The 17,916-nt window shown below is 61.3% G+C and carries 24 protein-coding genes; 2 read left to right on the top strand and 22 right to left on the bottom strand.

The features are described from left to right. Nucleotides 1-5: 5 nt before the first annotated feature. The 10 genes from AC3YOG_RS14060 to AC3YOG_RS14105 form a co-directional block, all read right to left on the bottom strand. Nucleotides 6-305 (bottom strand): head-tail joining protein, encoded by a 300-nt coding sequence (locus tag AC3YOG_RS14060; RefSeq protein ID WP_489935531.1) that lies wholly within the window; start codon nucleotides 303-305, stop codon nucleotides 6-8. A gap of 2 nt (nucleotides 306-307) precedes the next feature. Beyond that, a complete protein-coding gene (locus tag AC3YOG_RS14065) occupies nucleotides 308-574 on the bottom strand; it encodes a hypothetical protein (protein ID WP_489935532.1) in 267 nt (88 codons plus the stop codon). A gap of 2 nt (nucleotides 575-576) precedes the next feature. Then, nucleotides 577-1,614 (bottom strand): major capsid protein, encoded by a 1,038-nt coding sequence (locus AC3YOG_RS14070; protein WP_489935533.1) that lies wholly within the window; start codon nucleotides 1,612-1,614, stop codon nucleotides 577-579. Between the two features lie 10 nt (nucleotides 1,615-1,624). Further along, nucleotides 1,625-1,996 (bottom strand): head decoration protein, encoded by a 372-nt coding sequence (locus AC3YOG_RS14075; protein WP_489935534.1) that lies wholly within the window; start codon nucleotides 1,994-1,996, stop codon nucleotides 1,625-1,627. After that, complete coding sequence (locus AC3YOG_RS14080) at nucleotides 1,996-3,144, bottom strand: head maturation protease, ClpP-related (RefSeq protein ID WP_489935535.1); 1,149 nt, start codon at nucleotides 3,142-3,144, stop codon at nucleotides 1,996-1,998. The genes AC3YOG_RS14075 and AC3YOG_RS14080 overlap by 1 nt, the downstream gene beginning before the upstream one ends. 15 nt (nucleotides 3,145-3,159) lie before the next feature. After that, entirely contained in the window at nucleotides 3,160-4,674 is a 1,515-nt protein-coding gene (locus tag AC3YOG_RS14085) for a phage portal protein (protein WP_489935536.1), read from the bottom strand. Continuing rightward, a complete protein-coding gene (locus AC3YOG_RS14090; protein WP_489935537.1) occupies nucleotides 4,674-4,889 on the bottom strand; it encodes a phage head-tail joining protein in 216 nt (71 codons plus the stop codon). The genes AC3YOG_RS14085 and AC3YOG_RS14090 overlap by 1 nt, the downstream gene beginning before the upstream one ends. A gap of 9 nt (nucleotides 4,890-4,898) precedes the next feature. Beyond that, a complete protein-coding gene (locus tag AC3YOG_RS14095; protein WP_489935538.1) occupies nucleotides 4,899-6,845 on the bottom strand; it encodes a phage terminase large subunit family protein in 1,947 nt (648 codons plus the stop codon). Continuing rightward, the gene (locus AC3YOG_RS14100) at nucleotides 6,817-7,395 is read right to left on the bottom strand and encodes a hypothetical protein (RefSeq protein ID WP_489935539.1); all 579 of its coding nucleotides are present in this window, start codon (nucleotides 7,393-7,395) and stop codon (nucleotides 6,817-6,819) included. The genes AC3YOG_RS14095 and AC3YOG_RS14100 overlap by 29 nt, the downstream gene beginning before the upstream one ends. An 84-nt stretch (nucleotides 7,396-7,479) precedes the next feature. Continuing rightward, nucleotides 7,480-8,136 carry a hypothetical protein gene (locus AC3YOG_RS14105; RefSeq protein ID WP_489935540.1) on the bottom strand — a complete coding sequence of 219 codons (657 nt, stop codon included), beginning with the start codon at nucleotides 8,134-8,136 and terminating at the stop codon, nucleotides 7,480-7,482. An 82-nt stretch (nucleotides 8,137-8,218) separates the two neighbouring features. Here AC3YOG_RS14105 and AC3YOG_RS14110 point away from each other — a divergent pair, with 82 nt between their 5' ends. Both AC3YOG_RS14110 and AC3YOG_RS14115 read left to right on the top strand, forming a co-directional pair. Continuing rightward, complete coding sequence (locus AC3YOG_RS14110; protein ID WP_489935541.1) at nucleotides 8,219-8,425, top strand: hypothetical protein; 207 nt, start codon at nucleotides 8,219-8,221, stop codon at nucleotides 8,423-8,425. A gap of 615 nt (nucleotides 8,426-9,040) precedes the next feature. After that, on the top strand, nucleotides 9,041-9,238 hold the full coding sequence (locus tag AC3YOG_RS14115; RefSeq protein ID WP_489935542.1) for a hypothetical protein: 198 nt from the start codon (nucleotides 9,041-9,043) through the stop codon (nucleotides 9,236-9,238). Between the two features lie 741 nt (nucleotides 9,239-9,979). Here AC3YOG_RS14115 and AC3YOG_RS14120 read toward each other — a convergent pair. The 12 genes from AC3YOG_RS14120 to AC3YOG_RS14175 all read right to left on the bottom strand — a co-directional run bounded on the left by AC3YOG_RS14120 (nucleotide 9,980) and on the right by AC3YOG_RS14175 (nucleotide 17,849). Beyond that, on the bottom strand, nucleotides 9,980-10,192 hold the full coding sequence (locus AC3YOG_RS14120) for a cold-shock protein (RefSeq protein WP_489935543.1): 213 nt from the start codon (nucleotides 10,190-10,192) through the stop codon (nucleotides 9,980-9,982). A 208-nt stretch (nucleotides 10,193-10,400) separates the two neighbouring features. Beyond that, on the bottom strand, nucleotides 10,401-10,583 hold the full coding sequence (locus AC3YOG_RS14125; RefSeq protein WP_489935544.1) for a hypothetical protein: 183 nt from the start codon (nucleotides 10,581-10,583) through the stop codon (nucleotides 10,401-10,403). Beyond that, the gene (locus AC3YOG_RS14130; protein ID WP_489935545.1) at nucleotides 10,580-11,401 is read right to left on the bottom strand and encodes a hypothetical protein; all 822 of its coding nucleotides are present in this window, start codon (nucleotides 11,399-11,401) and stop codon (nucleotides 10,580-10,582) included. The genes AC3YOG_RS14125 and AC3YOG_RS14130 overlap by 4 nt, the downstream gene beginning before the upstream one ends. 75 nt (nucleotides 11,402-11,476) lie before the next feature. Continuing rightward, a complete protein-coding gene (locus AC3YOG_RS14135) occupies nucleotides 11,477-12,022 on the bottom strand; it encodes a hypothetical protein (protein ID WP_489935546.1) in 546 nt (181 codons plus the stop codon). 40 nt (nucleotides 12,023-12,062) lie between these two features. Beyond that, entirely contained in the window at nucleotides 12,063-12,890 is an 828-nt protein-coding gene (locus tag AC3YOG_RS14140; RefSeq protein WP_489935547.1) for a DUF6551 family protein, read from the bottom strand. Nucleotides 12,891-13,346: 456 nt separating this feature from the next. Next, nucleotides 13,347-14,291, bottom strand: coding sequence for a toprim domain-containing protein (locus AC3YOG_RS14145; RefSeq protein WP_489935548.1), 945 nt, complete (start codon nucleotides 14,289-14,291; stop codon nucleotides 13,347-13,349). Then, nucleotides 14,288-15,613 carry a DEAD/DEAH box helicase gene (locus tag AC3YOG_RS14150; protein WP_489935549.1) on the bottom strand — a complete coding sequence of 442 codons (1,326 nt, stop codon included), beginning with the start codon at nucleotides 15,611-15,613 and terminating at the stop codon, nucleotides 14,288-14,290. Before AC3YOG_RS14150 ends, AC3YOG_RS14145 begins: the two co-directional genes overlap by 4 nt. A gap of 21 nt (nucleotides 15,614-15,634) precedes the next feature. Further along, complete coding sequence (locus tag AC3YOG_RS14155; protein ID WP_489935550.1) at nucleotides 15,635-15,877, bottom strand: DEAD/DEAH box helicase family protein; 243 nt, start codon at nucleotides 15,875-15,877, stop codon at nucleotides 15,635-15,637. Further along, a complete protein-coding gene (locus AC3YOG_RS14160; RefSeq protein WP_489935551.1) occupies nucleotides 15,877-16,794 on the bottom strand; it encodes a hypothetical protein in 918 nt (305 codons plus the stop codon). Before AC3YOG_RS14160 ends, AC3YOG_RS14155 begins: the two co-directional genes overlap by 1 nt. Further along, complete coding sequence (locus AC3YOG_RS14165; RefSeq protein WP_489935552.1) at nucleotides 16,791-17,075, bottom strand: hypothetical protein; 285 nt, start codon at nucleotides 17,073-17,075, stop codon at nucleotides 16,791-16,793. Before AC3YOG_RS14165 ends, AC3YOG_RS14160 begins: the two co-directional genes overlap by 4 nt. A gap of 5 nt (nucleotides 17,076-17,080) precedes the next feature. Then, on the bottom strand, nucleotides 17,081-17,491 hold the full coding sequence (locus AC3YOG_RS14170; RefSeq protein ID WP_489935553.1) for a transcriptional regulator: 411 nt from the start codon (nucleotides 17,489-17,491) through the stop codon (nucleotides 17,081-17,083). Nucleotides 17,492-17,606: 115 nt separating this feature from the next. After that, nucleotides 17,607-17,849, bottom strand: coding sequence for a hypothetical protein (locus AC3YOG_RS14175; protein WP_489935554.1), 243 nt, complete (start codon nucleotides 17,847-17,849; stop codon nucleotides 17,607-17,609). Between the last annotated feature and the right edge of the window lie 67 nt (nucleotides 17,850-17,916).

The following is a 17,916-nucleotide window of genomic DNA, read 5'->3' on the forward strand; positions in this document are numbered from 1 at the left end:
GCCTCCTATGCGATTTTCTCGAGCTGAATGGTGGTCATCCCCTGCCCGTCTGGGCGAACTTCCCACCGGCGGTAAAGCCCGCCCCGAACCACGATGATCGTGTCGTCAGTGATGTCAGGCAGCCCGGTCGAGGGGACGGAAATGGTGGTGATGAGGTCGGACGAACCGCCCTCACCGTCTTCGTCGGCAAAGTGCCGGCTGTCATAGATTGCCCGCACCGGAACGCCGCCAATGGTCACCGGCTGCGTTGCAGGGTCGTCCCCGAACACGTCGAGAACGGCGCTGTTGAGAGCGGAGAAGTCCACGATCAGATGCGCTTGGCGTGCTTGGCCACAGCCCCAACCGCGTCAGGATCGGGAGCGCGCGTAGCGCCAGATGCCGGCAAGGACGTATCGGTGGCTGGGTCACCGGTGCCCTGGTCACTGTCGTCGGCGACAACCCGAGTCTTGCGAGAAGCGGCGCCGCTGTCGATCAAGGCCTGAGCCTCGTCCTTATCCTCGATGTCGAACTCACTGCCGGGCGCCGCGGACTTGCCGGCGCCCAGATTGACCGTGTTGATTGCTATAAGCTTCATGGTCAGACCGCCTTTGCGCTGAGGGTTGCGTTGATCCGGTACGGCACCACGAGAGGAGCCGACTGGAGCAAGAGGAACCGGGCCGCAGGGTCCGGCATGGTCCAGGACTTCTGGAAGTAGTCGAGAGCCTGAAACCCGGCAGTCTCGTCCTTGATGGCACCGAAGTGGCGGACACCCTCCACTTGGCCTGTGGCGGCCATGACGAGGTAGTTATCGGGGATGTATTGGCCCACGGTTCCGGTCTCATCAACGAAGCTGTCGGAGTAGACCCAGACGTTGAACGCTCCGAAGGTGCCCATGTAACTGGCGCCGGCTCGCATCGAGTTCGGGCCGAGGTCGAGGTTGGTACGGCGGCTGAAGCCGCTGTCCTGCTTGACCAGGTTCTGAACCTTGGGGTGACCGCGGAACACACCGAACACGTTCTGCGCCATGATGACGTCGACCGCATTCGCACCAGACTTGGCCCGGATCAGACCGGCCCAATTTTCCAGGTCGCTCACTGGATCGGAAGCCGCATCGGTCCACAGCGCCGTGCCGGTGTTGGTCACCGTGAGAGCTGCATCACGACCGAAATTCACGACCGTGGTCGGGTACTTCTCGCCGGTGATGGTCACCGAGCCCGTGAGCAGGATCTTGGCCGCCATCCATTCCAGGCGACGATTGAGCATCGCCAACTGGTCCAGCGTTTCCGTGGCGAGATTGATGCGGCGCAACTCCATGGGATCGAGGGGGCCGGCGATAGCCTGACCGGGCGCTCGGCGCACAGCCTTGCCGTCTTCAAAGACGCGCTTGTCTTTCACATACGCCGGCTTGAAGCTGTTGGTGGTGTAGCCCAGGGACTCAACGATCTGGCCCTCGACCAGTGGCGACACAAACGGCGCGAGGCGCGGCTTGCCCGTCAGCACGTCGAAGTAGATTTCTTCCTGGGTGGAGACGGAAGTCTCGCCGAAGAAGGTGTTGAGCAAAAAGGGATCCAGAGCCTGAGATTTCAGGTCCTGGACGACGCGGTTGAGTACCGCGGAACTGTAAAGATCGACCATTGCGGTTTCCTCAACGCGTGATGCTGGACTGGAGCTTGATGCCGTAGTCACGCAGTTGTTCGCGTACCGACACCTTGGTATGCCCCGTGCCATAGGTCAGGGCATTCTCATCGAAGACGCCGCCATGATAGGCGACCGTCACCTTGTCGCCGCCCGACGCATCGGTGGCTTCCGCCAGGATGCAAGCTGCGACCTGCGACCCATCGGCGGCGCCCGAAAGGCTCAGGGCGTACTTGCCAGAAGCCGTGATCTTGCCCAGCACCGCGCCACGCGGGAGGTTCTGGCCGGCGATCAGGGTGATCTGGCGGGTCTGTGGATCATCTTCGCCGGCAAAGATGCCGTCGGGCGTGAAGCTACCCTGGGACTGGAACGAAGCGACCATCAGGCGGCACTCCCCTTTTTGGTGTTTGTGTTTGCGCCGGTGAAGGCGGCGACGACCTTGGCAGCCTCAGCTGCCGCGGCGTCACCTTCGCCGGTGGTGGACTGGTGTGCCGAGGTGATCTCGGGCGACTGCGCCGTCGTGATTTGCTCGAACAACTTGGCCCGGACCTGTTCCATCGGCATGCCGGCCGCAATGAATGCGTCGGCAGCGTTGGCCTCGATCTTGGGGCAGGACTTTCGGGCCAGATCAACGGCGGCGCGGATGTCCTTGGCGCTGTCGGTGCGGGCTTTGGCCTGGTCCAGCGTAACACCCTCACGGATCAGCACCGACGCCATGGTGGGCACGCCTGCGGTGTTGCAGAGGTCCACGATGTCGGCCGCCGTAGCAGTGACGGTCTTGGTCGTTTCAGCCGTGGCGTCTGCTTTGGCTTTATCAATATCGGCGGGGGTTAGCCCCGTCGTGGTCGGTTCCGTCGCCATGGAAGGCTCCTTTTGTTGACGGGAGGACGCGGCGGGGGCCGCTGGGATACTGGCATCGGGGAGAGACCAGTTCTTCTTGCTCGCGAGCGTTTTCAGCTTCTGCGGCGCGTGTGCGTAAATGCGGTAGTCGAACGAGGCGACCGACTTGGCCTTGGCGCCCTCGGCCTCAGTGGCGTAACCCTGCTGGACAGCTTCGTCGGCGGTTAGCCAGAGCTCGTCCTTCATGGCGGCGCGGACTTCCTCAGTGCTCTTTCCGCTACGCTCTGCGTAGATCGACGCCATGACGTCGCCGAGCTTGTTCAGTCGGCCGATCGCAGTCTCATGATCCTCTGCATCGCCGACGGTGATCGTGGCTGGGTCGTGGATCATCATCAGGCTGCCCGCCTTCATGACGATATCGTCGCCGGCCATGGCAATCAGGGAGCCGGAGGATAGCGCAACGCCATCCACCTCGATGCGAACGCGGCCCTTGTGAGCCGTCAGCGCGTTGTAGATGGACACACCATCGTCGGTGTAACCGCCGCCGGTGTTAAGGCGAACGGTCAAGTCATTCTCCCGCCCGTGCTCAGCAAGGGCAGAGATGACCTCTCGGGCGGTGAAGCCCTCATCCCAATAGTTCTCGCCGACGAACCCGTACAAGACGAGCTCGCCGTTCTCATAAACGGCCATGGTTCTGAACCTCAGTTAGGGTTGAGCGCTCGCAGGCGGCTCGTCATCATCCTGCCCGGCATTGGCACCAGAGCGGGTCGTCTTGCGGGGGTCGCTATCGAGCACCAGGCCCGCCGCGTCCGCGCGCCCATTGTCGGACGCGATCTCGGCGTCGATCTGCTCGACATCATCGCCGGCAGCGGAAACAACGGACGCACGCGACTTGAACCCGGCGCGCACCTCGAGCTCTTTGGATTGCACATCCTGCACGGGGTGGATGTAAGCCCAGCCCTGCGGCACCCACTTCGCTCGAGCGACCTGACCAACTGTGATGCCGGCAGGAAGCGTTACGCGCCCCGATAGGATCGCCAGTTCAGCCCAGCGGCGCAGGATCGGCCGGCACCATTGAAACACTACCAAGTGGTGCTGCCACATGGCGCAGCGGCGGCGAAACTCGTTGACCGCAGCTCGGAAAGTCCGGTCATTGATCTGCGAGTAGTCGCCCGTGAGCTGCTCGTAGAGGATGCCCAGAGAGACGGCTACGCCGCGCTGTTGCTGGCGCATGAAGTCTTCATAGCTATCGCCCGGCGAAGGCGGCGCGGACCAGTTTACCGACCTTCCAGCCGGCAAAACCTGCATGGTGCCGGGCTCAAGGGACGCAAGCTCCAGATCACCATCGGCGGAGACCTGGCCGCCGAGCACATCCCCCTCGTCGCCGACATCCTCATCGCCATCATCGGTGATGAAACCCGCAAAAAGCGCGGCAATCTGCTGCCGAACCAGCTGGGCGTCGTCGTACTTGTCGAGGTCGTGCAGTTTGACCAAAGCTCGCGTCAGCCAGGGTTCCCCACGGACCTGACCAGGACGCCGAACGGCGGCAAGATGCGCAACTTCGCTTGCTGGCACCGGAAATGTGTTGATCGATCCCAAGCTGAGGAGGTGCGGCCCGTCGTTGGGGTGCGTCTTGTGCATGTGGTAGGCAAAACGACGGCCGATGGTGTCGAACTCGACGCCGCAACGGACCGTATTAGCACCCGTTCCGCCTGAGTTCTTATCCTCGGGCACATATTCGGCCTCGAGCACCTGAATTTGCAGCGGCACGGACAAGCCATCCTGCAGCAGTCGGGCCCGCATACGCGAAAACGTGTCGCCGCCCTCAATCATGGAGCGAACCGCCAACGATTGGAGGCCATAGAAGTCGAGACGGCCCTCGGCGTCGGCCTCATCTGTCCACTCGAGGAAGGCATCGGCCAGTTGCCGGTTGAACTCGGGGTTCGAAGTCGTGAATTGCGGCTTGATGCCAGTGCCGATGATGTTCGACACCAGCGCTTCGACGCCGGCCTCAGCATAGCCCATCTGTCGCACGGCATCACGGGACCGAGCCCGCAGGGTGTCAACAGAACCATCGAGCAGAGCATTGGGCCCGGCAGATGGCGCCGCCCATTTCACCAGGCGCGGGCTGCGGCTGGCACCTTCATAAGCGGCTTTGGTGGCTGTCGGCTTCACGTAAACGGACGTGCCCTTGATACGATACCGAACAGGGCTGGTCATCAGCATAGGCCCTTGCTGGTCACGAAGCGAACCTGGCGCGGACGCCGGCGCACCTTGCCAGCTTCCGCATCAACCTCGGCCTGCAGCAAACGCAAGGTGTCCCGCATTTCAGCCAAGCTGCGATAAGTGACCTCGCGGTCGGCGAACCTAACTTTGGTCGCCCCTTGGGCGATTGCAGCCTTGAGCTTGTCGATGTCAGTTTGGGTCCAAGCCATTGTTCTACCTCACCGACCCAGAAATGATGATCGCGACACCCGTCGCGGTTGACGCGTTGCGGTGACCGCCACGCTTGGCGCTGCCGCCACTTCTTCTTCAACAACCTCGCGGCGCCGAGCCGTTAGCTTCTGGTCAGCGATGATCCGCTGAACCTTGCCCCAATTGATCGACATGGAGCGTAATGCTGCGAAGGCATATGCCCTGCAGTCGAGCGCCTCCTGGCGGGTGTTTGGCTTGGGCGTCCAAGCCCGAACCGGGAAGCCTTTGACGTACTTGGTGACCACCGTTTCGGAGGTCAGTTGCTCAAACCAACCGCTGTCCCGATCGACCGGGAAGTGACAAAAGCCAGGCCCGGGATCGGCAATGCGGAGCCGGCCGTAGACCACGTCCTTGGCGGCATCGACGCCGACCATGAACAGGGACACTCGCCCCTTGTTGTTCTTGCTCGCCAGCTTGGGCCAGACCGGGCGACCTTCACCGCCCTGCCCTTTGATGGCCCAGACCCGCCGCCGAGCTTTATCCCGCACGAAATTGTAAACGGCATCGGTGTAGTGACCGCCGCTGTCGATCGCCGTGGCTGAGACTGGCAACTCCCGATCGTCCACCGTCATCGACGGCGTCATCAGGTATTCGTCCAGCTCTTCCCAAATCTCGGGCGCCGCGGGATCGCCGTAGAACACCTTGTGCTCTAGCGACCATGACTCGTCGCCGACGCCCCAGCCGACCCGCTCTGCTTCAAGGCGGTCACCCTGCACGTCCACGCCGCAGGTGATCAGCAGCACGCCCTCCGGCGCCGGCAGCGGATCATCGTTGTCATCCGACCCGCGCCACCCCTCTGCTCGAGCCCGGCTTTCAAGGCTGTGAGTATCCACGTCCTCGCCGCGCTCTTCCCAGGGCTCGCCCAACACCAGGTTGACGAAGGTCTTGAGCTCCAGCGGATTGGCTTTGACGCTCAGGAACTCTTCGACCAGCTTGGGCCAAGCCGCATTGGCAAACAGCGAGTATCCGGCCCAGATATGAAAGCCGGCATGGCCATTGAACGGCTTCTCGGCGATCCACTCACCGTTATCCACCATCCAGGCCTTATCGTGCTCCTCGATGATGCAGCCGTTTTCGCACACATAGTGCGCCGTCTTGGGGTCCCCATTCTCCCAGCGAATGCCAGACCATTTCAGGGTCTGCTTATGCTCACAGTGGGGACACGGCACATAGTAGCGGCGTTGATCGCTGGTTTCCCAGGACCGAAAGATGCGGCTGGTCACTTTGACCGCCGGCGTCGAGCCCAAGATAATCTTGCGGTTCCAGAAGCTCTCCGTTCGCTTCTTGCCCAGCTTGATCTGGTCGCCTTCATCTCCCGCGCCGGCCGGCGGATATCCATCGACCTCATCAAACGCCACGACGCGAGCCGTGATGCGGCGAAACCCGCCTGGTGAATTTGCTCCAACGAAGGTGAGGCTGGCGCCATTCTTGAACACCCGCTTCAGAATACGCTGGTTGCTGCCCTTTGCCTTCAGGTCGCCGGCTATTTCGGCGAGTACCGGCGTGTCGCGCAGCATCGGCGCAATCTCGCTGGTGCTGTAATCCTCAGCATCCTCCACGCGGGGCTGCACAATCAGCAGCGGCGACGGATCCTGGTGGATGAAGAACCCAGCGACATGGTCGAGGATCTTGGTGTAGCCGACACGCGCCGACTTCATCACCGTAATCGTCTCGACCGCGGGGTCGGTTACCGCATCCATGATGCCGTTCTGATAGGCGAAGGCTCGGAACTTGCCGTGTGAGGCGCTGGTCTCTTTCGACAGCACCGCGTATCGGTCGGCCCAGCCCGATAGTGACAGCCGCGGCGGTGGAAGCAGCGCTACCCGGCGGATATCGACCAAGGCGCGGCGAAGAATGTCAGGCCCGTTCTCGTATCGAGCGAGCGTCTCAGGAGATGGCGCCGAGATGTCCGTCATAGGCGAGCTCCTCAAGCGCGTGCGCGACCTCCTTTTCGATCAAGGCTCGAACTTCCTCGGGCGTTTTCATCAGCACGGCCATCGGCGCGACTGACGATGGAATTTCCATCAGCTTGGAGCGGACCTTCGCGTATTCGGCGCCAACGATCCGGGCGACCTCAGATACCTTCACCACCTCGCCGGACTTCTCATCGAACTCCAGCTTGCGGAGCAGCGCCAGGTAAGTCTCTTTCGCCTTCTCCGCATCTGCTTTAGTGGCGAACTGTGACAGCATGGTTGGTGCAAGGCGCTCGGCCGCTTCATCCAGCGTTTCATCGTCCCGTGCGGACACTGCGGACAGGTCTGCGGACACCTGCGGACTGTCCGCACTTCCGGCGGGGGTGTCCGCACCTCTCCCATATCGCTGGCGCCAGTCCGTTCCGACCAGTGCCGGATCCAGCTTGCCGTCGGGGAGCGCCCGCAAATGGCCGCTTTCGATCTTTCGGCGAACCACCTTGTCAGAGCAGCCATCCCGCCGAGCAAACTCGCGGATCGAAATACCTTCAACCACTGCGGACACCCTTTGATGGTCTGCACCTAGAGACACATCGAGGTGCCGAATTACCCTCACCCGGGCAGGACCCCAGGGGCCCCGTCACCTCATCGTCGCCATAGCTTGAGCAATGCTGACTTCAATCTCGCGCTTGACGTTGTCGCGGGCGATCTTGGTCACGCGCTCGGCGAACCGGAACCGGGGCTGGTACTTGGCCTGGCGCTCGAATGCGACCAGCATGTTCAGCCTGGTCTTCTGGTTGCCCCTCCCTGTTGTCACCTTACGGCCGCGACGTGAGCCCAGACCCTTCTTGCTCTTGGTACTGAGGCGCTCGTAGATGCCCGGCGGCAGATGCTTGGTCTTGCCCTTACCTTTGGATACGAACACGTTGGGCTTGGCCCTGAGCTTGGCAATCGCACCGCGGCTGATGTTGCCGTACTGGTTGAGGCGCTGACCCACGGCGATGTTGATCGGACTGCCCGGCTGCGGCTTGCGAAGGCCACCCTGCTCCTGCCGCGTCAGATACCCGGCTTGCACGTCACGGACGAAGACCCTAGCCTCCAGCTTCGCCTTAGTGGCTGACTGGAAGCCAATCGCCCGCTGAGTAAATGGGGTTGGCCGATCGAAGATGGTGGGCAGTTGTTGCTGCATCTTCTCAGATGCGAACTTGGCCGTCGCGGTCAGGCCGCGGGCGATGCCGAAGGTCAGGTTCTTCTGAACCTTGGCTCGCATGGCGCGAGCCTGGGCTTCTAAGGACACCGAGCATCTCCCGGCCTAGTGTCGCCACGAGCCATTTGGTATTATTCCAATGTTTTTCAGACCACCAACGAGAATTCAGCCAATGAAGCTTGTCGAACTCTACGACTCTTCCACGGGAGAAGCCGTCTTCATCAACCCTGAGCATGTTGTTTTGGTGAGGCCGTACGACTACGAAAGCGAGCCACCCACTTCCATTGTGCAGACATCGGCGAACGCTAACGGTCTGCAGATTTTGTACGTGATAGGAAAGGCTGAGGAGGTGGTTGCCTCTCTTCAAGGCGATCTCTGATCAATGCCATTTCACTGGTCCAACAGTTGGCTTGAACTTGGCGCCATTATAAAGCCGGGTAATTACGGTCGGATAGTCGTGGCAGCGGGCTATGCTCACAAGCTCGCTCTCCGTGAGAGTGTTCTAGAACAAGTTAGGCGAGAAGGCTTCCTGGAGCAGCCGTCCCGCCTAACGTCGGCCTTCTATTTCGACAACCTTGACCGCGCTTACACCTACAGAACTCGCGAGAACCTGAGTTTCGTCAACCTCTATGAAGTGGAGCTCTGCTCGAAGATGCCGGAGGCGAGAGTGGACTTCAGAAGAGTAAATCCCGTGGGGCCGATCGGCTTCTCATGGGCTCAAGCCTATTGGCGTGGCGAACCCTACCCTGAAATGGGCTCAGAGAGCTCTTTCTTCATTGAGACCTTCTCCGAGGCGCCTCTCCGGATTATCCGACAAGTCAGTTGAGAGAAAAGCCCGGTTTCCATCATGAACGCGAGTTGCGAGGCGCGAGGCGCCAGCCATAGCGAGTGCGGCTTGCATAGGCTTGCAGCCAGCCCGGCATCTGCGGCCCTCCGGCTGGACTCTGTCACGAGGCTCTGATCCTCTTGGTCTGCAAAGACTTGGAGGAACAATATGGCCGAGCCTACTAATTTTGACGTCGCCCTTGCGGCTTTAACTCTGCACATAGGGCTGATGAAGGTCTTGAATAGGAAGGGCATTCTCGAGAACGATGATGCAAAGGAGATAATGAACATCGCTCTAGACGGCCTGCAGGGCGAAACTCAAAAGGCCGCGGTGCTTGAGGTCTTCAAACGGATGGGCGCGACGTAGAGGGGTTTGGCAGCGTTGCAATCTTCAGGTCCGTGATCTTTGCATCGGTGATTGAAACGTCACCACGCCGAACAGGGAAGGGACCTTCACCCTTAAAAACCTGGAGGTCACCGATAGCAGCGTCTGAAATCAGCAGGCCCGTTGCGTTGACCGCCCTGGTGCAATGGGGTTCGAGCGGCCCGGTTGGTGCAAAGGGTGCTGGAGGGGTGTCCGTCCGCTCGATGGAGATTGAGGCGTTGTCTGGCCTGTTTGCAGATAGCGCCGTTCCCTGGCAGCGCTCACGCCGTAGCCTCAAACTGGTAAGATGCAAAAGCGCAGACTAATAAGCCAGGAGCCGCGGAAACGAGTCGGCTACGAGGGACCAGGAAATGACGCTCAAGCTACTGAAGGCAATCGTTTGGATCGTTGTGCTGGTGTTGGTCGGCGCCTTCGCCGCTGGCTTCCTAGGCTTGACCTGACAGGCTCTCGCGCAAACACAAACACGCCGGTGAGGGCGATAATTTGGGTGCAAAACCATATGGGACCCCTGAAGCGCACTGCTTGCCCAAATACCTTTGTTAGGGATTTGTTAACCGCCTCCCAGCCAATCTGAGTTCCGTAGCGCCTCACGCCCATAGTGGTCGGCGCTGCCCCAACTGGTGCCCGCCTTTGTTGGCGGGTTCTTTTTGAGACGGCGCGGGGAAACAATGAAGCCCCAGCACTGGCCGGGGCTTTGGACTGGGCGTCTGCTTGGCGCCGGCGCTACGAGACAAGCTTCAGGTTGACTGCTGACTCTTTGCCGTCCCGGCCAGCTTCCACATCGTAAGTCACCTTGTCCCCTTCGTAGAGGCCCTGGAGACCCGACCGCTGAACGGCCGAAATGTGTACAAAGGAGTCTTTCCCGCCGCCTTCAGGCGAGATAAAGCCGAAGCCTTTGGTGGTGTCGAAGAACTTGACGGTGCCGGTGGTAGCCATTTGCTTGTTCTGCCAGTTGCGTCAGCGTGTATCACTGCCGGGTTATTCCCACAGGCACATGCCTGCAGATGAGCAACCATCGCGCAGCACGGAATAGTTGTCAAACCGCGAAAAGGAAAAGGCCCCCGCAAGGGAGCCCTAATCTCTGGCGCGTTTCGCCAACTTAACCAAAACATAGGTGATTTGGCCTGCTTTGGCAATAGGCCAGTCAGGGCCGCTTCTCGCCATTCACCAGTTCCTCCGCCACAGTGTTGATGAACAGAAGCAGCAGCAGCGGGACCACGGCCCAATAGCCAATGGCGGGCTTCATCATCGTGGCGAGCTGGAATGCGATCACGTCCGCCAAAGTCCAGTGCCGAACATACAGGGCCCGGATCATCCGCGCGGTCACGGCGCCGGCTCCTCGTCGCGCACGATCCTCGCCTTGGAACCGTCTGTCCAACCCTTCGGCTTACCACCCTCCTTATGCAGCAGTCGGAAATGCGCCACCAGCACGTCAAGCGCGTCCAGCAGCTCGCGCTCCAGCCTTCGGCGAGCTTGCCCTCCCTGCCCGATCTTGAGCTTTTCAGCCAGGCTGCGGACAGACGTTCCGTAAACCACCACCTGGTCGACGATGCTGGCCGCGCGTGCGCCTAGCGCCTCTCGCGCGCCGGTCAACTCCCAGCGTTCAAGGTCATTGCTCAGCGAGGCCGGGTTTTGCCGGGGGCCCGACGTGTCGACGCGCAGGTCACGATAGTCGGTAGCCTGCATGGGGCCGATTTGAGAAATTTCGTAGAGGCGGCAATATCGGGCCGCCGCGAGGAATTGCGCCTCGGTCTTTGCCTTCACCCGGGCAAGGCCTCCAACCAGCAGCACCTCGTTTCGCAGGACGCCACTGTGCCGATCGTGCTGCGTCTCCACCTCGCCATTGGCAACGGCGTCGAGCAGACCCTGCGTGATCATCGGGTTCGGGACCAACGCCTCTTTTACGACCTGGTGGCCCTCGCCCCCGTCGACAATCGCCCGCAACTCGTCCACACGCCGCATCGCTGATTTGGACTTCGCCGCCTCGCGCGCCATGATGCCGTGCAGGGTCCGCAGCTGGACGATGCACTGCTCATAAGCTTCAGCATAGACGCTTGAGACTGCGCGGGCTTGGGCCTCGGCAGCGGGGAGTTCGGAGGCCGCTTGATCGTAGGTGAGCGGCTTACCCTTGCGGGGTTTAGACATAGAACGACCTCTCGGATGGGAGAGGTCGGGCAGGCTAGTCGGACGCTCAGACTCTGGACGATTTCGGTCCCCGCGTCAATATTGAGCCGCCCGCATTGCGGCCCCCATCCTCTGGATCTGGGCCTTCACCGCTTCCTGTTCAGCGCGCAAGGCAATGACCGCATCGGACACATCGCCATCGCGTTCGGCGATCCATAGCTGCACGTGCCGCCACCAAGCCCCGCCTTCCACCACGTGCTTGTGGTAGCGACCGCCGGGAGATATCGCGGCCAGTATTGTTTCAGGCGTGCCGACCCGGTGAGATGCCAGCCGCGGATCGTTGGACCGGTAGGCCACGAACATGTCCGTCTTGGCGCGCATGGTCGCGTAGGATTGCACGCTGTAGCGGTTCCAAAATACCAGGCCGCCCCCGAGCGCCTCCATACTCGACCACTGCCAACCATCCACCGCTGCGCAAACCAGCTTGGCCGCACGAATGACGGAGACCCGGTGCCTCTTCTCGGCACGGTTCAGCCCGGGGAAAACTACTTCGCACAGCTCCTCGGTCGTCGGCGCTCCATCGGGATGAAGCGCAAACTCTTCGGCGATCTGACGCTGTATGCGTCCTGGTCCTTTGCTCATAAGTGTTACCCTACGCGCAAGCTGCGTCGTTGGGAAACACTTAGGCAACTTTCCGTTTCTTCCGCGTGCGCTTGAACCAGACGCTGGCATATGCCTTCACCTTGGGCTGGCGGTGGGTGGCCGCGAACGCACTAGCCTCTGCCTCGATCAAGCCCGCATGCGCGCGGATGCTGTCGGTCAGGGCCTCTGGTTCCACCTCCTCCTTGAACTCGGGGTCGGTCATCAGCAGCTCGGCGGCCTTGATCTGGAGGGACTGGACCGGGCGCAGATCGGCCTTGGCCAGTATCTCAAGCACCTGCCGGGCCTTCATGGCGCCGCGCCGATCGATCAGCCCGCGCAATGCAGCAACAGCAACGGTCTCGCACGGCCCGTATTTGCCGTTGCTGCCCGGATAGCGCAGCACCTTGAGCCCTGCCCGATCGCACACCTGCTGCAACGTCACGGCTTCTGGGTCGCCAGCTGCCAGTTCGGCCCAGAACATCTCGAGCGGCGAGACGTTTTTGCGAGCGCCGTTCACATTGACGAAGGTTTCGGCCTCCGCCGCCGTGCCGCTGGCGACGATGATCACGGCCGGCACCATGCTGACCTTGGGGTGGCGCTTGGCGGCTTCAATGCGGTGCTGGCCATCGATGGCGTGGTAGCGCCCATCAGCGGCCGGAGCGACCACGACAGCGCCGAAACTGTCCCAAGCAAACCAGTCGAGGATCTTCTGAACTCGGTTCTCATCCAGCCCACGCTGGTAGGTCGTATCGACGTCGATCAATGTCTTGTCGATCCAGTCGACCGCTGGCAGCTCACCGGGGTCGCGGTAGCTCGCAGCGGTTGTGGACACATCAGGATCAGTACTGCTGTCTGGCATCAGGCTCATAACTCTCGGCTCCTTCTCGGAATGGCGGTTGGTGGGGGTTGAGCAGACACACTTCGCCCGTCACCGGGGCGAGGCGTGTCTGGCGGGCGGGCGTTCTGGAGCCGGGCATCGCTTAAACACAATCAGGTGCCGGATTTCCTCGGGAGAGGAGCGAGCTGGGGTCATCCTGTCAGCTCTACCGGTGCTTCGTTCTGGCGGCGCCGCGTCAAAGCCACCTGATCGACAGATGACGCGGGTGCACCTTTTTCAGGGTGCGTCCTGTGTGGGTAATGGTGCCTCAGCGATCGGACCCGGTCTCGTGCTCCGGCTTATCCGCCCCGTGCGCCGGGGTCTCAGTGCTGACTATGTTGTCGCTGTTTCCGGCGCGACGAGCGGCTTTACCAAACCGATCCCGGCACAATCTCAGGCTTTCGCCACCGATCGCATGGGCCTAGGCACCTTGCGGCCCGCCCGCGGTTACATCTTCCCCTCCCGGATAAACTCGGTGAGGTGGCGCTGCACGGCGAAGATGCCGGCGCCCATGTGCATATCGTTGAAGTCGTGGCCGATGGTCGGCGGCATCGTGTAAGGCTTGCCCGCTTGCCGAGCGTAATACTCTCCGGCCCCTAGCCCACCGAATTGCGCAGGGTTTGCCTTGGGGGGAGCGTCATGATCCGCGGCGATGTAGCAGCGGCCTCGGATCCTGGCGGCAACCCGCACGATGTTGGAGGCGGAGAAACACACCAGCACAGTGTCATGGCGGCTCAGCCCCCTTAGGGCAGCCCGGATCGACAAGGCCGTGGCATAACCCTCACACAGCCAGGTGTCAGTGCCGCTGGCCACCCGATGGAACGCGCCGCCCATGTTGCCGCCGAACAGAAACTTCTTGGTGCCATCTCGCCAGATCAGCTGCACGCTGGCCACCGGCACGCCGATGCGGGCGGGCACCACCAGCGCGACTTTGGCGCCATTGGGAACGAGGTACTCGCCAGTTTTGCCACTGGAGGGATCGGCCGCGATGGCCTTTACCTTCTCGGCTGGCAAGATCAGCCCACGTTCTTCAGGGAAGCCCTTGGCGACAAGGTACGGGTGCAGGCCGAGAGCTGAGGCCGAAACAATCTGCCCGGCCACTCGAGCGGCCCGCATTGCCCGCTCCACTTCGGCCCGCCGATCGACAGCACGGCGCTCTGCGAACCGCCTGCGATCTTCCGGCGAACGTTCGCTGTTCAGCCACACAGTGGACTTCTCGCCTGTCTGCCAGTTGAAGGCGGTGACGCGGTCCTCGTCCAGCATGACGCTGCCGTCGCCTTTACCATTCTTGCCGATGGCGTCGGTGCGTAGCCACTTGCGCATGGTGCTCGTCTTCGGCTGAGACACCGATACGGACGCACAGGCTTGGCTGATGGCCTCCTCCAGCGTCATGCCGACGCCCTCTTTCCGCTCTTGCGAAACCTCTTGATTTCACGTTCGATGAGCGACCATTCGTCAGGCTGGACCTTTCCGGCATCATAGGGCGCTTCGAACAGGCCTTTGGGCAATTTGGCGCCGGGATAAATGCCCGCCCATACGCCGAAGGCCCATTTGCGTGCCGCTTCGGGTCCTTTACGGGTGCTAGCGCTGCAATAGGCCACTGCGGCGTTCCACATGGCCTGTGGTCGGTCCAGACAGGCGGCTCGCAATCCAGGCCGCGGTTGGAAAGCATGCTTCGTGCTGATCTCGAAATCGATGAGCTCGCCCTGCACGATCTGCACCGTGCCCACCGCTGGACGCTGCCATCCGCATGACGGGCAGATGCCCAAGACCACCTGGGTAGAGCACTCCGGGCAAAAGTGCTCGCGCTTCACCACCTCTTTCGGCTCGCGCGGCGTGCTATCCTGTTTCGCGGCATCGCTGAGGCTATCAACGCCGTTTTCGAACAGCAGGGCAGTGTCCGCTGCGAATGAAATCACGTTGTTGCTGTGGCAAAGCCACAGGCCGAATTCCTTACCTGGAGAGGATCGCATGACGCGGCCCATCTCCTGTATGTGGCTCGAGAACGACTTTCGGTATGGTTTGCACGAGATCCCGCACAAGATCTCTGGCACGTCGAAGCCGCGCGTCAGAACCGCGCATGAAACCAGGCCGTCTATGTTGCTGTTTGGTCGGCGAAACTCGGCAATCTTCGCCCGGCGTAGATTTTCGTCCCGATCCAGATGGCTGAGCTGCTGAAAGTTAAAGCCACGCGCAGCCATCTGCCGGCAGAATTCCTCGCCGTGGGCCACCGTCGGTGAAAAGACGATGGTCTTAACCGGCCCCCCGAAGACCGCTGCCGTCTGCTCTATCCAGGTGTCGGCAACATTGCCGATAATGGTGATGCCCCGGCTTGCCGTTTCGTTCTCGTCGTACTCTCCTGCCTTGATTTTCACGCCCGACATGTCAGGCGCGACACACGCCTTAATGCGAAGCGGAACCAAATTTTTGGAAGCTATCAGCTCATTGACGGTTATCGGGCTGATCAGCTTATCCCAATCGTCTGCCATGCCGGCAGTGAACGGGGTGGCCGTGAGCCCGACGACAACAACTTTCACGCCGAGGGCCATCGCACGCCGGATAAGCTCCTGGACGGCCTTGTGCCGGACGTGCGCTTCATCAACGATGATGAGCTGCGGGAGCAAGCGATCTGCCACCCAACGCCGGGCCAGCGTCTGAGCACTGACAATCTGAACTTGCTGGGCAGCATCGGTCAGGAAGTGGTCTGCTTGCATTACGCCAAGCTCGATACCGTATCAACCGAACCGTTCGACCGTTTGGTCAACGAGGGTTACCCGGTCAACGATAAACCATACGCGCGAGCCCTTCCTGATGGCCTCTTGGACCAGATGGATCGCGGTTTCGGTTTTTCCCCCGCCGGTGGGAATGGCGAGGATTTGCCGACGAGCGCCGGCCTTGACGCCGTCTCGCAGGCGATCAATTGCAGCGAGTTGATAATCGCGCAGCTGAAGGATTTCCGGTTCTCGCGAGCCCAGCATCAGAAGCCCGCCTCATCGCTGAGATCATCAAGAGGCGACTCGTCAGGCCCGCCCTTCGTCTGCAAGTTTGGCGAGACATAACCGAGCTCAAACGCGGTTTTGCGCCAGAACTCGCGCGATTTGGCGAGGGTCGCCCGATCGGCAGACATGGCTTCGACATCTCGCTGCAGACCCCGAATTCGCTCGTCTTTGGTGGCAATGATGGCCTCAAAGCCACCCTGCTCAAATTGGACAGCCATCGCGTCGAAGGCGGCAAGTCGACGGTCACGCTCAACGATGTCAGCTCGGAGCGCCGCGACTTCATCGATCAGTTCATCACGATGAGCTCTCACGGCCTCTGGGTGCTCTTCGGCAGGAACACCTGGCGCAGCCGCAACTGCCGCATTGCGGGCACCGTTGTTATGTTTAGCCAGCTCGCTGCGCTGCACCGCTGGGTTCAGGTTTCGGCGCGCATCTTCTTGTTCGCGATCCCATTTGGCCTGCTGCTCATCGCGTTCGGCCTTCGCTGCCGCTTTTTCTGCGCGTTTGGCAGCAATGGCTTCGGCGGTCGCCTTCTTGGGGTCTTCCCCGGCTTCAACGCGGGAGCGGATTTCCTTCGTGACGGCTGGAAGTTCCGACTTAATGTCGCGTGCCGCTCGCTCGGAGATTTGTGAACCGTGGTTCACATCCAGACCAGCTGCAGCGCTGATTTCGCGAATGACGCTGCCTTGGTCGATCAGCTGATAAGCGCGGCGGGCCCCGACGGGAAGTTCGGCTTTCACGTAGGCGTCAAACGTTTCGTACCCGAGCGCCTTCCAAGCGCGCCGGTCGTGCGCCTCAAGCAGAAGCGACCATAGTTGGTCCACGTTCTGGCGGATGCGATCGGTAAGCACCTGCGCTTCCGCTTTAGTGCATGGCTTTGTGATGGTGTCGGTCACGCGGCATCCTCCGCAACGACCTGCGCCTGGTCCCGGATGGCCTCGTACTCGCGGCGCTGCCTTACAAACCCGGCGCGAACCTTGGGCCCTAGTTCGTCCCAATCATCTTGGAGGCCAGCCAGCAGGTTGCCGATCTGGTCAAAGTCATCGGCACGCGTGCGCTGGGCTCGGGCATGCTCACTGGCGACGGCAGAAGCGTCGACGGCCGGATTGCGTATTCGGAGGCGCTCTGCTTCCACACGCACGAGTTTCTCAAGATGGAATAGGCCGGCTACGGTCAAGGCGCTCATTCCTCGACGAGCCCCAGAACGAACGCCAGATTATTGCGCGCTTCAACCAGCGCCTCGGCCGTGCGAATTCCGGGATCGGCGACGTTGCGGTGCCGGGCGTCCAGAAAGGCGCGGATGACCTTCTCGTCGAACGCAATCCCATCGGGGCCGGGAAGATCGCGGTCGCGCACGGAATGCGCATCGGGATATATGTCCGGGCGAAGGACGCACCGGTGGATGCCGGTAAGCTCCTGAACTTCCAGAACGCGCAGCGTAGGGATGGCCACCCACTGGCTGACCGCCTGCGCACTTATGCCGAGCGCTCGTGCCAACCGGCCCTGTCCGCCCGCCGTGCGGAAAGCGAACTGCATTGCATCCTGCAAGACAGCAGACATGGCTTCGCCATCATCGATTTCATGTGTTTTCATGATCGGAGTTCTTTCGCTGGTGGCGGCTGGTTGTCCGACTAGCCTGCCCGACCGAGATTATGGGGAGAGCTGAACTGTCAGGTCACCGGACCGTCGCGTGCGTGCAAGTGCGAGATCATGCGGCGATCCGCGGCAAGGTGAGGTCGGGCTTGTCGTGTCCCTCAGGCCAGTTGGCATCAAACCACGCGATTACCTCGTCGAAGGTTCGGACGGTGAAGCTGCCATCAGCACTGGCAATACGGACGAAGAAAGCTTTGTCATTGCGACAGCGCCGGGCAACGGTCGAAAGAGCACAACCGGCCGCCCCCGCGTACTGGCGGGCGATTAGAAGGAGGAAGTTGCGAAGTTCGTTTTCCATAGCTTCTTAACCATGGGGGACGTTTCCCTCTAACGCAACATCTTTTTGGGGGATATATCCAACTTTG

The sequence above is a fragment of the Devosia sp. Z6_126 genome, assembly GCF_058133495.1.